Raw genomic sequence first — 12,491 nt, 5'->3', positions numbered from 1 at the left:
TTAAATCGAATTGATGGTTATTCGGCGAGCTCGATTTAGGCACGGTTGCTTTAGCGATTACAGACAGCTATATTGACTTTTTATTCAATGGAGCTGTCCTGTGATCACTGAACCGCAATTAGAAATCGAACAAGAATTTTTGAGGTTACAATCACTATTTCAAAAAGACACTCATCCTTCTGTTGAACTACGTCTCGAAAAACTCTCACTGTTAAAGCAATCATTGATTAAGCATAAAGTCGCTTTAGTTGATGCCGCCTCTAAAGACTTTGGACAACGCAGCTCGTTTGACACCGAATTTGCAGATATTCTCCCAACCGTTACACAGTTAAATCATATTGTCAGTCGACTCTCAAAATGGATGAAACCGCAAAGACGCCCTGCTGGGCTTATGCTTTTCCCAACAAAAGTCTGTGTAGAATACAAACCGAAAGGCGTGGTGGGGGTCATTTCACCTTGGAATTATCCCATACAACTAGCGCTTTTACCTGTTGCGACCGCCATTGCGGCAGGGAATCGGGTAATGCTAAAGTTGAGCGAGTTCACGCCAGCGGTGAACCATGTGCTAAAGTGCATACTGGTTGATTTATCCGACTGGTGTGTCGCCATTGAAGGGGAAGCGGCGGTAGCGAGTCAATTTTCTGGGTTGCCGTTTGCGCATTTATTTTTTACCGGTTCAACGCCTGTTGGAAAAAAGTGATGCAAGCAGCTGCTGCCAATCTTACGCCTGTGACCCTTGAGTTGGGCGGTAAGTCGCCCGTTATTGTAACCCGACATGCATGCCTTGATACCGCCGCGACCTCGCTGGTCTTTGGTAAAACAACCAATGCTGGGCAAATCTGCGTTTCTCCAGATTACGTACTTGTCGAAAATGACGTTGCGCATGACTTACGCCAAAAGATCCTCGCGATATACAAACAACATTTCTCAAAGGGGTGCAAAGATTCCTCATTCACCAGCATTATTAATGTTCGTCAATACGAGCGCTTAACTGAACTATTAAGCGATGCAAAGAAAAGTGGTGCGGAAGTTGATTCAAGTTTTGAATCAGATTGGCAAGAAAGCGAACATAAATTGGGGTTACATTTACTTTCGGGCGTTACAGATGATATGAAAGTAATGCAAGAAGAGATATTTGGCCCCTTGCTACCAATTATAGAAGTGGAAAATATTGACCAAGCAATTTCGTATATTCGTAGTCGTCCAGATCCCTTAGCTTTGTATCTGTTTTCTGAAAATGAAAGTGAGATTACGCGTATTCGACGCGAGACGTTGAGCGGGGGGATGGGGATCAATGAATGTGTTTTACACGTTGCAGCTGAACATGCTCCATTTGGGGGCGTTGGGCACTCAGGAATGGGGCAATACCATGATTTTGACGGTTTTGAAACGTTTAGTCATAAACGCACTGTGATTGAGTCTCATAGGATGAACTGGCGCACGACGCTGTTGCTTTCTCGCAAAGTGTGGTTTCTAAAACCAATCAACTGGCTCTTTATGCGATAAAACTTACTTGGGTAAGTTTTATCGCATCGAAGTTAAATGAGTTCCATTTAATCCGCTTTATTTAATACGAGAGTCAGCAATATAGGTACCAGCTTGGATGCGCTCATAAATAGCGTCTGCCTTTTTAATGGCCTCATCTATTTCTGATGGTGACAGTTTTTGTTCATCTAACTGGCGACTCTTACGCGCATTTTCATTGCCATTGTACTCAGCAATGCGATTCCAAATATATGATTTTTCGACACTTTCTTCGACTCCCAAGCCTTGGAAATACATCAGAGCTAGATTAAATTGAGCCAAGGTATAATTATTAGCTGCCGCTTTCTCATACCAGTCCATTGCAACGGCGTAGTCTTTTACGACACCTTCGCCGTTCGTGTACATTACACCTAGGTTAAACTGTGCTGCAGGTAGGTCTTTGTGTGCGGCGCGCGTAAATAAAGAGACTGCGGTTTGTAGGTCTTTTTTAACACCTTCACCTTCTTTGTACATAACGGCAAGGTCGAACATCGCATCGGGAAGATTTAAATCTACGGCTTTTTGCAAAAGTTCAGCAGCTTTACGTTCATTTTTAGTCACGCCGTAGCCACCTTGATACATTTTTGCAAGCTCGTAAATGCCCGGCGCATATCCCATATTTGCAAGATAATTGAATTCTTTTAGCGCCTCTTCAAATCGACCTTCGTTCGCAGCTTTAATGCCTTCTTCTAATCCTGCATGGCTAAATGAGCTGCAAAGCAACGCACTTAAGAACACCACGACTTTTGCCTTTTTTTGCCACATAACGACTCTCCAAAACCGATTTCAGTACTGTCCATCCGTTATCGAATTAATAGCGGACTATTTTATCCAAAATCAGATATTTATCTAAAGCGAGGAATAGCTTGCTTACCGACAAACAGAGGTAAACCCAAGCTGCTCATAACGTCACTATCATTTTTCTGACCGCTTAAACTCGTATAAGTTTAATTCACACGAGAGTGAATACAAAATTAAAACAACGAAAAATTACTGGTTGGACATAGATATAGGGGTGAATTGAAAAACAAAAAGCCCTTTCGGGCTTTTTAACAGGATCACATCTACCGTCTAGATATGAGCAATGTAGCAAGTAAATTCAGTGCGTATCGAGAAAGGAAAGCAATACCTCTCAAGATGAGAATGATTATCAACAGTAATGGTGCGATTGTCAACCTAAATGATAATTAATGTCATTTAAATTGGTTTGGCATAGGGTAGCTGAGCAAGTCTTTGTGTATTGTGATATGAATCGAGTCCTGAAACGCACACTGTATTTGCGACCTCTAAATCTACATAACCGGTTGCTGCAACGATTTCTTCTGGCAGTTCAATGTGTAGAATTTCGCCAACGAGAAAAACCGTTTCATTTAATTTAAGCGTTTGGTGTTCACGATATTCCATTGCAATGCGGATTGAGGATTCTTGTACGAACGGAGCTATAAAGGTTCCGTGGAAAATTGGTGTTAAGTTGCATGCTTCAAATTCACTAATCGTTTTTGGGTAACGGGCAGATGTTTGGTGTGCTTTTTTAAAAATTTCGTTATTCACGTGATTTATGGTGTATACACCTGTTTCTAAGATATTTTCTAATGTGTGCCTTGGCACTGAGTGAGGTCTGAATACCATCCCTAAGAGCGGTGGGTTGCTGCCTAGGTGAATGACGGATGACACTATCGATAAATTCGTCAGACCATTATTGTCAATTGTCCCAACTAGATTCGCACTTTTAAAACCTGAAACGGAATTGACCAATTGTGCACGATATCGCGTTTCTAAATGGGCAAGTTGGTCTTTACTAATAATCATAAGTCACCATTGTATAGGGTTAAACCGCCAATCGATAAAGTCGATGTCAGTATGTTCTATTTCTGCGTCGCACAGAGCAGACAATCGCTGTGCGACAAAGTGAGGCGTAAACAGTTTTTCTTTCGGTATGTTCTTTTGAAACGGTTTAGAGAGCGCCGTGTCGGTAGTACCAGGATGGAATAGAATGACTTTTGCTCTCGACTTCGGACGATTGAGTTCCAGAGAAAAGGTTTTTGCAGCCATATTTAGTGCCGCTTTTGTCATTCGATAACTGTACCAACCACCACTTCGGTTATCTGAGATGCTTCCAATCCGTGCGCTTAGAATGATGATTTTGGCGATTGAGTTTCGACAAAGTAATCTGGGGAGTTCCGCAAACCAGCGTATGTGGGGATAGACGTTTGAGGCTGTTAAGTGATCATAGTACTCCTCGCTAAATTGAGTAACTTGTTTTTCGGGCATCATCTGGTTGTGGTGTAAGGTCCCGTTAAAAAATAGGACGTAGTCGAATACACTTTGTGATGCAATGAGCGAAGACGCAATTTCTCGAACGCTTGATATTGAGTAATCGCTCACGAAATGAACGTGCTGGGAACTCGATGTAACAATATTAGCTCTTGAAATTGAAACGAGTTTCACTTTCGGATTTTCTTGAAATATTGAGATCAAAGCCTGTGCGATCCCACTTGATGCGCCGATAAGTAGATACTGCTTCACTTTGACGACCTATCGCATTGCCTGTTGGTGCACGACGGTTTCAGGAAAATGGACGAAAGTTTCATTCGATGCTTTGCGAACATTAAATATGCTATATCGGCTATAAAGCGGACCACAGGCCAACGCAATATCCTAAGCCAAGAATGCTTACCAACAAGTGACCAAGCCATCACGCTGACATCTAAACCTAACAGCAAGCGACCTTGGTTGTCTACGCCGTGTAGTATGGACATTGCTTTTGCTTTGTCTATGCCAGGGAACGCACTCAGCGCATAGGCATCGTGCAAATCGATAAGGGTTAATGATTTATTCGAGTCATGTTCAAGTAAGGCGTTCATCTCTCTTACGCAAAGAGGGCAATTGCCGTCAAAAAAGATCACCATAGCGCACTCCCAGATTCATTAAACTGCAAAAGGTGACAGTTAGCTTTAATTGAAAAATTCTTTTAAGGTTTACTTAGGAGACACACCCAAAATAAATCAAGTGTGACTGGACAAGTCATAAACGTGCGAATAATTCGTGATACTAACTAGCACTATCATGTCTATCGCATTGCACATATCTAGTTTACGTAGGAGTTTCATGAATCGATCAACGGATGTTTAAAATCACTTTTTTGGGTAAATACAGTGTAAAAATGGCATAAAAAATAACAAATTAGTTACCAAAATGATGAAAATTCATTTGCCCCCACACTGTGCTATCGTCAGTATAGAGGACATCATCAAAGCGAAGGAGTAAATATGAGTGAACAATATGCAGCATTACGATCTAACGTAGGTATGCTTGGCCAGTTGCTTGGTAGAACAATTGAGGAAGCTCAAGGCACAGCACTCTTAGAAAAAGTAGAAGAGATCCGCCATCTATCCAAATCATCACGCAGCGGTAATGAAACGGACAGACAAGCGCTTATCGATATTCTTCATGGCTTGAAAGATGAGGAATTGTTGCCCGTAACAAGGGCATTCAATCACTTTTTAAACCTTGCCAACGTAGCAGAACAGTTTCATACCATTTCCAAAGAAAGCCAACGTGCAGTTTGCAACATCAGCCCTCTCACTCAAACTTTACGTCACCTTAAGCACAAAATTGATGAAAATGCTTTAGATATTAATCAGGTTGCGCAATCGATAGCTCAGCTTAAAATGGACATGGTACTTACGGCACACCCGACCGAAGTAACTCGTCGTACGATAATTAGCAAACACATTGAAATGAGTGATTGCCTTGGTCAACTCGAAAGAACAAGTCTGAGTGATGAAGAGCGCGCTCGCGTTCATGCTCGACTTGAACAACTAATTTGCCAAGCATGGCATACCAATGACATCCGAGACAGCCGTCCAACACCGCTCGATGAAGCGAAGTGGGGCTTTGCTGTAATTGAAAATAGCCTTTGGGAAGCGATTCCTCGTTTCGTCGATGAATTTGCAAAATCAGTAAAAGACACGTTAGCACTGACGCTGCCACAAGATTTTATGCCAGTACAATTCACCTCGTGGATGGGGGGAGATAGAGATGGAAATCCATTTGTAACGGCACTTGTGACAGAGAAAGTGCTAGACCACGGACGATGGATGGCGCTGGATCTTTATGCGAGAGACATCGATAAACTCAGTGCTGAGCTCTCCATGGTTGATGCTAGTGAGGAATTACTTGCTGAAACAGGAAAAGTAAGCGAACCGTATCGCGTTGTGTTAAAAAAACTCAAGTCGGACATTGCGCAAACCGTCGAATTTTTGGACGCCAAAATAAAAGGATTGCCAACAGGCGCTGTGGACAAAATCACGGATGTGAACCAACTTAAAGAGCCCCTGGAACTGTGCTATCGCTCGCTGATGAAATGTAACATGAAAGTAGTTGCTGACGGCCTACTGCTCGATACATTGCGTCGTATCGCGTGTTTTGGTTTGAGATTGGTTCGTCTTGATGTGAGACAGGACTCTGGTCGTCACGCACAAGTATTCTCTGAATTAACCCGATATTTGGGTATTGGAGATTATCAGCAGTGGGAAGAACAGGATAAGCAAGCATTCTTGTTAGCAGAGCTTAATTCTCGCCGTCCTTTGATGCCGAAGCACTGGAATCCATCTGCCGAAGTTCAAGAAGTACTAGATACCTTTGATGTTATTGCGAAACAAGACCCTAGTGCGTTCGGCATTTACATTATCTCAATGGCGAGAACCGTTTCAGACGTGCTCGCAGTACATTTATTGCTTAAGGAAAGCGGTTGTAGCTTTAACTTACCAGTAGCACCGTTGTTCGAAACGCTCGATGACCTAAATAACGGATATGACGTAATTAAAGATTTATTAGCGAGCACGTGGTATCGCGGTCACATAGCGAATAAGCAGTACGTTATGATTGGTTACTCAGACTCTGCAAAAGATGCGGGTATGATGGCTGCAGGTTGGGCGCAATATCGAACAATGGATGAGTTAGTCGACCTAGCAGAACAAGCGGGTATTGAACTTGTCCTGTTCCACGGTCGTGGAGGCACAATTGGGCGAGGAGGGGCGCCTGCAGCACAAGCGCTTCGGTCTCAACCACCGGGTTCTCTTAAGAGCGGTTTGCGCGTAACTGAACAAGGAGAAATGATCCGATTTAAGTTTGGTCTACCCGAAGTCGCGCTGCAAAGCTTACACATCTACGCAGGTGCTGTGCTTGAAAGCAATTTGCTGCCACCACCAAATCCGGAAGCAAAATGGAAAGACGTAATGGACGTCATCGCTGATGCTTCTTGCGCACGTTACAGAGAGATTGTGCGTGAAGATAAAGACTTTGTACCTTATTTCAGAATGGCAACACCAGAAGTTGAACTGGCTAAATTACCATTGGGTTCAAGGCCTGCGAAGCGTAATCCTCAAGGTGGAGTGGAAAGTCTAAGAGCGATACCATGGATTTTTGCTTGGAGTCAAAACCGTTTGATGCTACCTGCTTGGCTTGGTGCATGCAAAGGACTCGAAGTTGCGATAGAGAAGTTTGGTATTGATACGCTACAAGAAATGAACCAAACGTGGCCATTTTTTAGAACACGTTTAGAAATGTTAGAAATGGTCTTTTGTAAAGCCGACAGTTGGCTAAGTGAACATTACGAACAAGGCCTTGTCGAAACACAATATCGCCATTTAGGTGAAACGTTACGTAGTGAGTTAGCGGAAGCCATTAAGCTTGTCCGAGAAATTTGCAAGGAACACACCTTGCTTGCAGGTCAACCTTGGATCCGTGAATCGATCAATTTGAGAAACCCTTATACCGATCCGTTGAATCTTTTACAGGTGGAATTGTTAAAGCGCTCTCGTGAAAATCAGCAGGAGGTAAATTCTCATGTTGATAAAGCCTTAATGATCACGATGACGGGTATTGCGGCAGGTATGCGAAACACTGGCTAATAGGTCGCTAAAGACTAAATCGAGGGAGCGGAATGCTCCCTTTTTTTACACTCCTACTATCGAAACACAGCTGGATTTTGAACCAAAAAACAAGGTGCAATTAAATGTATGATTTATTGCGTATTTTGGTAAAATAGAGTTCTAAAATGGTATTTTAGTACGTTATTTGTACATAAAATCTGATTTTGATGTTTTGCTACTTTTGTTGGTAGTAGCTGAATGCCTAAAGTTCTCATTTTATTTACATTTGGATTTTGAAATTCACCACAAAAACTCATCCCTTTTTCTGTTTTATTGTCCATAAATTAGGTTTTTATTATTGCTTTATTGACTTTGGGTCCAAATCTCATAATATGCGCTGGTTATACCAGTTAATGAACAGCGAAAAGCAAAACCGAGCAAGGCAACTATGAACCAGTTTTCAACCAGTATTACTTATGATGAGACGACTAAGTTAGTCATGATGACGCTGCGAGGGAAAATTTCAGCACAGGATGTGATAAGCGTATACAAAATTGCGAATGAGTATGCAAAATCTCACGAATGCACTAAAGTGCTGATTGATGTCATTGAGCTTGAGCATCAGTTTGCTGCGATTGATATCGTGAATATCATGCCTAGTGTCGCACACTACCTAAATGGATTGGTTGTAGCAAGAGTCGTCGGATTTAAAGGCTTTATGCACGATCTATTCTTACAAAAAGCCAAGCGCTTCGATGTTGTTGCTGAAAATTTTGACTGTTTTAAACAAGCAAAACAATGGCTTGGTAGTATTTCGTCGCCAACACTTGCCAATTAAGTTTTTTGCAAATAGACTGGTCGGCCCTTTAAAACAACAAGAAACAGAAAAGAATGTTAAGTCAGGACATGCTCCAATCGCTTTATGAGCGTATTAAGGCATCTCGTGGAAAGCTACTAAATTCTGAAGTTAAACAATTATGCGAGTCACTGGGTGTGGATGTCGAAGCGTTGATGCTTGCATTACTTCCAGTTGCTGCAAAATTCGCAAAACCTCCAATTTCAAATTTCTACGTGGGTGCAATCGCACTAGACCGTAACCTTGAAGAATTCGGTGATCTCTATTTTGGTGCTAACCTCGAATTCGCTCATGAAGCGCTCAGTTTAGTTGTACACGCAGAACAATCCGCAATAAACAATGCTTGGTCCAATGGCGCTGAGAAAGTCGATTTAATCGCGATTACAGATGCGCCCTGTGGTTATTGTCGTCAATTTATGAATGAACTTCATAATGCTGATGAACTGAATGTAACGCTGCCACACAAAAAAACCACATTGAGACATCTACTGCCTGAAGACTTTGGTCCGAATGATCTTGGGAATTCGCAAAGTGTGTTTAATTCTGAGCCGGTTAGACTTCAAGCCACTGAACATGTATCCGAGTCGTTGCTCAGTGCCGCTTCTCGTTCATATGCACCTTACTCAGGTAACTACAGCGCTGTAGAGATAGAAACGGAAAACGGCAATTTTGTCGGAAGTTACATTGAAAATGCAGCGTATAGTCCTAGCTTGTCACCGTTGCAAAGTGCACTTAGCCAAATGGAACTTGCTGGTTTGTCGATAGATGATTGCCGGATCCGCAAGATTACTTTGTTAGAGATAGAAGGCAAGGAAAATCAATTGGATGTGGCTAAGGCTGTTTTAAATAGTCTGCCTTATGAGGTTGAGCTAAATCACGTTAAAGTGAGACGAGTTTAGTTGTATTCAGGTATAAAGCAAAAAAGCACCATTTGGTGCTTTTTTCATTTCCTGAATCGTAGGAAGAATACAACTATACCGACTTTTTGATTAGACTGCGTGCTGCTTCAATGACAACGCCAACGGCATTGTTCTCCACCATTCCATGATCCACATTTGGAATTTCCTGTTTAGTACGATTAACAAGTACTCCAGCTACACAGCCTGCTTTTAGGCCAATCGCGGCGCACATTGTAAATAGCGTTGCTGACTCCATTTCGTAGTTCATTACATTTAGCTTTTGCCATTCTTGACATGAACCTTGAAACGCTTTCGGTACGTAGCCCGAATGCGTGTCGTAGCGCTCTTGACCTGGATAGAATGTGTCACTAGATGCAGTAATGCCTACGTGAAAAGGCACACCAACGGATTGACAGGCGTTTACCATAGCTTGTGTACAGTAAAAGTCAGCAGCAGCAGGGTATGCAAGCGGTGCAAAATGCTGGCTTGCACCGTCAAGACGTACAGACGCAGTGCTAACTAGCACGTCACCTTCATTTATGTGTGGTTGAATTGCACCTGTAGTACCTACCCGCAAGAATGTTTCGACTCCTAGCTGCGCCAATTCTTCAACTGCAATCGATGTAGAAGGACCGCCGATGCCCGTTGAACATACCACAATCGAGTGACCTTCAAGCTCAGCAAGATAAATGTGAAATTCACGCGTTTTATTTAGACATTGAGCGGTAGAAATACGTTCAGCGATGCGTTTCGCTCGGTCTGGGCAACCCGGTACGATTGCGATTTTAGCGCCTTTTAAATCGGCCTTGGTCAGTCCAAGGTGAAATACCTTTTCCATAGTTAGCAACTCTATTTTAAGTCAAAGTGTAATGTTAAGAACCACAAGTATAAAGTACAGGACACTTGTCCTGATTGAGCTATATCACAGACTATTTGCATCTTTATTGAGTATAACCTAAACCTTTATTAATGAAGGTGTGACATCGTTTGCATTTTTGCGTTTTAAAACCAGGTTAAAAATACATCGAATGAGAGACGAATTTTTTTGGATCTATAAACTTAATGATAATGATGGAGTGTACTATGCCAACAACACGTTCGTTAGACAGGGTTGAATTTGCACGCTGTTTCGATAGTAACAAAATTTCTGCTTTTGCTCCTTTTCATTGGCTTGCTCTCGGGTTCAAAGACATGGCGCGAGCACCACTTTTGAGCCTCGTTTACGGCTTAGTATTTACACTTATACCGGTCGCTATCATGTGGTTTGTACTAAATTCGGGCTCACCACATGTTATCTTACCCGCAGCCGTTGCATTTGCACTTATCGGCCCGTCATTTTCAGCCGGGCTATATGATGTTGCATGGGAGCTTGAAAAAGGGCACCAACCTACTTTGGGCCACAGTCTAAAGTCGATGTTTAGAAACCCTGCAGGAGAATGGGGTTTTGCCGTTCTTTTGCTTGTATTGATGATTGTTTGGATGCGTTTAGCAGCGCTTATTTACGCCTTGTATCCTAATTCCCCTAACCCAAGCTTAGAAGAGCTAAGTGCGTTTTTGACTTTAGGTTCGATTGTTGGTGGCGTATTGCTAGTGGCTGTTTTCGCGATATCAGCCTTTACTCCGCAAATCATGCTTGAGCGTCGAGTTGATGTGATGACGGCGGTGGTTTCAAGCCTTCATGCTGTGCGGACTAATGTGCCTGCGATGGTAGTATGGTGCGCAACTATCAGCGTGTTAGTGTTGTTGGGATTTTTAACGGGCGCAGCTGGTTTTATTATCATCATGCCGCTCTTAAGTTACGCGAGCTGGCATGGATACATTGCAATCATCAAAACTAAAAAGCCTCGCCATTACGAATAGGTCGCTATTCAAAACTATTGAATATTCAAGCAGCTAGTGCAACTAAAACTGTGTTGTACTAGCTTGACTTATGCTCTGACCTTGTTATACCTGCGCTAATCACTATTTCTTTTGCTTGGTTCTTCTCAATAAAAATGCATGGGTCTTAATCTAACCTTATGAAATTTAAAGATTGATGTGGATTTCTTCAAACATCGAGAACGTGACAAGAAAGCCGACAAGTGTCTCGCTTTATTCGAGAACCTAGAAAGAAATGAACATTTTGTGCAATGCATGTCTATGCAACGAACATCGACAGGAGACTCGCCATGAGCAGCAATTGGCAATCATATAAAGAAAAACTGGCAAATTGTTTATGTCCACCAGGAGACGGCGTATTTACGGTAAATACAGCAAAAGAACGTAAATCGGCGCTGAGAGAAAAGCAATTTGGTCAAGCCGATGATATCCATCCTCTTTGGCTTGAGTCTCTCGAAAAGTTACCCAATGACGCTCGCAAAGCCGCCATTTTGGGGATTAGTTCAGACTGCGGTGGGGGCATTTTGCGTGGTGCAAACTGGGGACCTCTATTTTTGCGTTCAACGTTACTGGAAAACCATCCAGAATCGATGACGTTCGACCTTGGTGATGTGCGCGTTATTCCACACTTACTGCATGATAAATATCTCAATCCAGAAACGATCAGCCGCTGTCAAAACGCGCTCTATCAGCAACAAGATAGTCAATATCATGTTAGCCCGCTTTCTATCACAGAAGATGTATGTGATGGTTTTTACGCTAACTTTCCAGACAAAGGGATTTTTGGTATTGGAGGTGACCATTCAATTAGTTATCCATTAACTAAGTCTTACTTAAAGGCAAAGCGGGCTGAAGGGAAACGCACCGCCATTATTCATTTTGATGCACACACCGATTTGCTAGTGGAACGTTTAGGAATTGATCTGTGTTTTGGCTCTTGGTGTACACATATTCTCGAGTTTTTACCAGCACCGCATCATTTGATTCAGTTTGGAATTCGTTCTAGTGGTAAAAACAAAGAACACTGGGAATCAACCTTTGGTGTAAAACAACACTGGGCACACGAAATTAGAGAAAAAGGCGCTGATGCCGTAGCAGATGCGGTCATTGCGCAATTAAAACAAGATGCAGTCGACGAACTATACGTTAGTTTTGATATCGACGCATTGGATGCAGAATATGCCTCAGCGACAGGGACGCCGGAATCTGGTGGTCTTACTCCGGATGAAGCGATGGTCATTTTAACGAAATTGAATGAGCACTTCCCAATAACAGGGGCTGACATGATGGAAATTGCACCGTTTACAGATAGCTCACTCGAAGGAAAATCTAGCTCGGAAACAACCCTCAAAGAAGGGGCAAAATTATCCGCCTTTTTGCTAAATGCGATGAATAAATAAAATAAGCCCCGTAAGGGGCTTTTTTAATCTACGAAAATTCAACTATATTTTATACATC

Annotated in this window: 10 protein-coding genes and 1 pseudogene; 6 read left to right on the top strand and 5 right to left on the bottom strand. The window is 42.4% G+C overall.

Translation table 11 applies throughout. The features are described 5' to 3' along the window. The first annotated feature begins 100 nt into the window (after nucleotides 1-100). Nucleotides 101-1,506 (top strand): annotated as a pseudogene (locus NI389_RS21165) (coniferyl aldehyde dehydrogenase). 57 nt (nucleotides 1,507-1,563) lie between these two features. Here the strand turns inward: NI389_RS21165 and NI389_RS20760 are convergent. The 4 genes from NI389_RS20760 to NI389_RS20745 form a co-directional block, all read right to left on the bottom strand. Then, nucleotides 1,564-2,289, bottom strand: coding sequence for a tetratricopeptide repeat protein (locus tag NI389_RS20760; protein ID WP_308363435.1), 726 nt, complete (start codon nucleotides 2,287-2,289; stop codon nucleotides 1,564-1,566). 432 nt (nucleotides 2,290-2,721) lie between these two features. After that, complete coding sequence (locus tag NI389_RS20755; RefSeq protein WP_308363434.1) at nucleotides 2,722-3,333, bottom strand: flavin reductase family protein; 612 nt, start codon at nucleotides 3,331-3,333, stop codon at nucleotides 2,722-2,724. Nucleotides 3,334-3,336: 3 nt separating this feature from the next. Further along, entirely contained in the window at nucleotides 3,337-4,050 is a 714-nt protein-coding gene (locus tag NI389_RS20750) for an SDR family NAD(P)-dependent oxidoreductase (RefSeq protein WP_308363431.1), read from the bottom strand. Next, complete coding sequence (locus tag NI389_RS20745) at nucleotides 4,047-4,433, bottom strand: thiol-disulfide oxidoreductase DCC family protein (RefSeq protein ID WP_372588645.1); 387 nt, start codon at nucleotides 4,431-4,433, stop codon at nucleotides 4,047-4,049. The genes NI389_RS20750 and NI389_RS20745 overlap by 4 nt, the downstream gene beginning before the upstream one ends. 360 nt (nucleotides 4,434-4,793) lie before the next feature. Between NI389_RS20745 and ppc the strand changes: the two genes are divergently transcribed. The 3 genes from ppc (at nucleotide 4,794) to cdd (ending at nucleotide 9,155) form a co-directional block, all read left to right on the top strand. Next, the gene (gene ppc, locus NI389_RS20740; RefSeq protein WP_308363428.1) at nucleotides 4,794-7,439 is read left to right on the top strand and encodes a phosphoenolpyruvate carboxylase; all 2,646 of its coding nucleotides are present in this window, start codon (nucleotides 4,794-4,796) and stop codon (nucleotides 7,437-7,439) included. Between the two features lie 409 nt (nucleotides 7,440-7,848). After that, a complete protein-coding gene (locus NI389_RS20735; RefSeq protein ID WP_308363425.1) occupies nucleotides 7,849-8,238 on the top strand; it encodes a hypothetical protein in 390 nt (129 codons plus the stop codon). Nucleotides 8,239-8,291: 53 nt separating this feature from the next. Continuing rightward, nucleotides 8,292-9,155 carry a cytidine deaminase gene (cdd, locus tag NI389_RS20730; protein ID WP_308363423.1) on the top strand — a complete coding sequence of 288 codons (864 nt, stop codon included), beginning with the start codon at nucleotides 8,292-8,294 and terminating at the stop codon, nucleotides 9,153-9,155. 73 nt (nucleotides 9,156-9,228) lie between these two features. Here cdd and udp read toward each other — a convergent pair whose 3' ends face one another. Continuing rightward, complete coding sequence (gene udp / locus NI389_RS20725; protein ID WP_308363422.1) at nucleotides 9,229-9,993, bottom strand: uridine phosphorylase; 765 nt, start codon at nucleotides 9,991-9,993, stop codon at nucleotides 9,229-9,231. A 245-nt stretch (nucleotides 9,994-10,238) separates the two neighbouring features. Here udp and NI389_RS20720 point away from each other — a divergent pair, with 245 nt between their 5' ends. Beyond that, entirely contained in the window at nucleotides 10,239-11,015 is a 777-nt protein-coding gene (locus NI389_RS20720) for a DUF2189 domain-containing protein (RefSeq protein ID WP_208844680.1), read from the top strand. 308 nt (nucleotides 11,016-11,323) lie between these two features. Next, nucleotides 11,324-12,433 (top strand): arginase family protein, encoded by a 1,110-nt coding sequence (locus NI389_RS20715; protein ID WP_308363420.1) that lies wholly within the window; start codon nucleotides 11,324-11,326, stop codon nucleotides 12,431-12,433. The last annotated feature ends 58 nt before the right edge of the window (nucleotides 12,434-12,491 follow it).

Source organism: Pseudoalteromonas xiamenensis (genome assembly GCF_030994125.1).
GTDB lineage: Bacteria > Pseudomonadota > Gammaproteobacteria > Enterobacterales > Alteromonadaceae > Pseudoalteromonas > Pseudoalteromonas xiamenensis_B.
Note: the sequence above shows the minus strand (reverse complement) of the source record. Positions and strands in the feature narration are given on the sequence as shown.

Excerpts from the sequence above, each read along its gene's own strand:
- NI389_RS20735 (WP_308363425.1), top strand. The coding sequence starts at position 7,849 with ATGAACCAGTTTTCAACCAGTATTACTTATGATGAGACGACTAAGTTA.
- NI389_RS20755 (WP_308363434.1), bottom strand. The coding sequence starts at position 3,333 with ATGATTATTAGTAAAGACCAACTTGCCCATTTAGAAACGCGATATCGT.
- udp (WP_308363422.1), bottom strand. The coding sequence starts at position 9,993 with ATGGAAAAGGTATTTCACCTTGGACTGACCAAGGCCGATTTAAAAGGC.
- NI389_RS20745 (WP_372588645.1), bottom strand. The coding sequence starts at position 4,433 with ATGGTGATCTTTTTTGACGGCAATTGCCCTCTTTGCGTAAGAGAGATG.
- NI389_RS20715 (WP_308363420.1), top strand. The coding sequence starts at position 11,324 with ATGAGCAGCAATTGGCAATCATATAAAGAAAAACTGGCAAATTGTTTA.
- NI389_RS20760 (WP_308363435.1), bottom strand. The coding sequence starts at position 2,289 with ATGTGGCAAAAAAAGGCAAAAGTCGTGGTGTTCTTAAGTGCGTTGCTT.
- cdd (WP_308363423.1), top strand. The coding sequence starts at position 8,292 with ATGTTAAGTCAGGACATGCTCCAATCGCTTTATGAGCGTATTAAGGCA.
- ppc (WP_308363428.1), top strand. The coding sequence starts at position 4,794 with ATGAGTGAACAATATGCAGCATTACGATCTAACGTAGGTATGCTTGGC.
- NI389_RS20720 (WP_208844680.1), top strand. The coding sequence starts at position 10,239 with ATGCCAACAACACGTTCGTTAGACAGGGTTGAATTTGCACGCTGTTTC.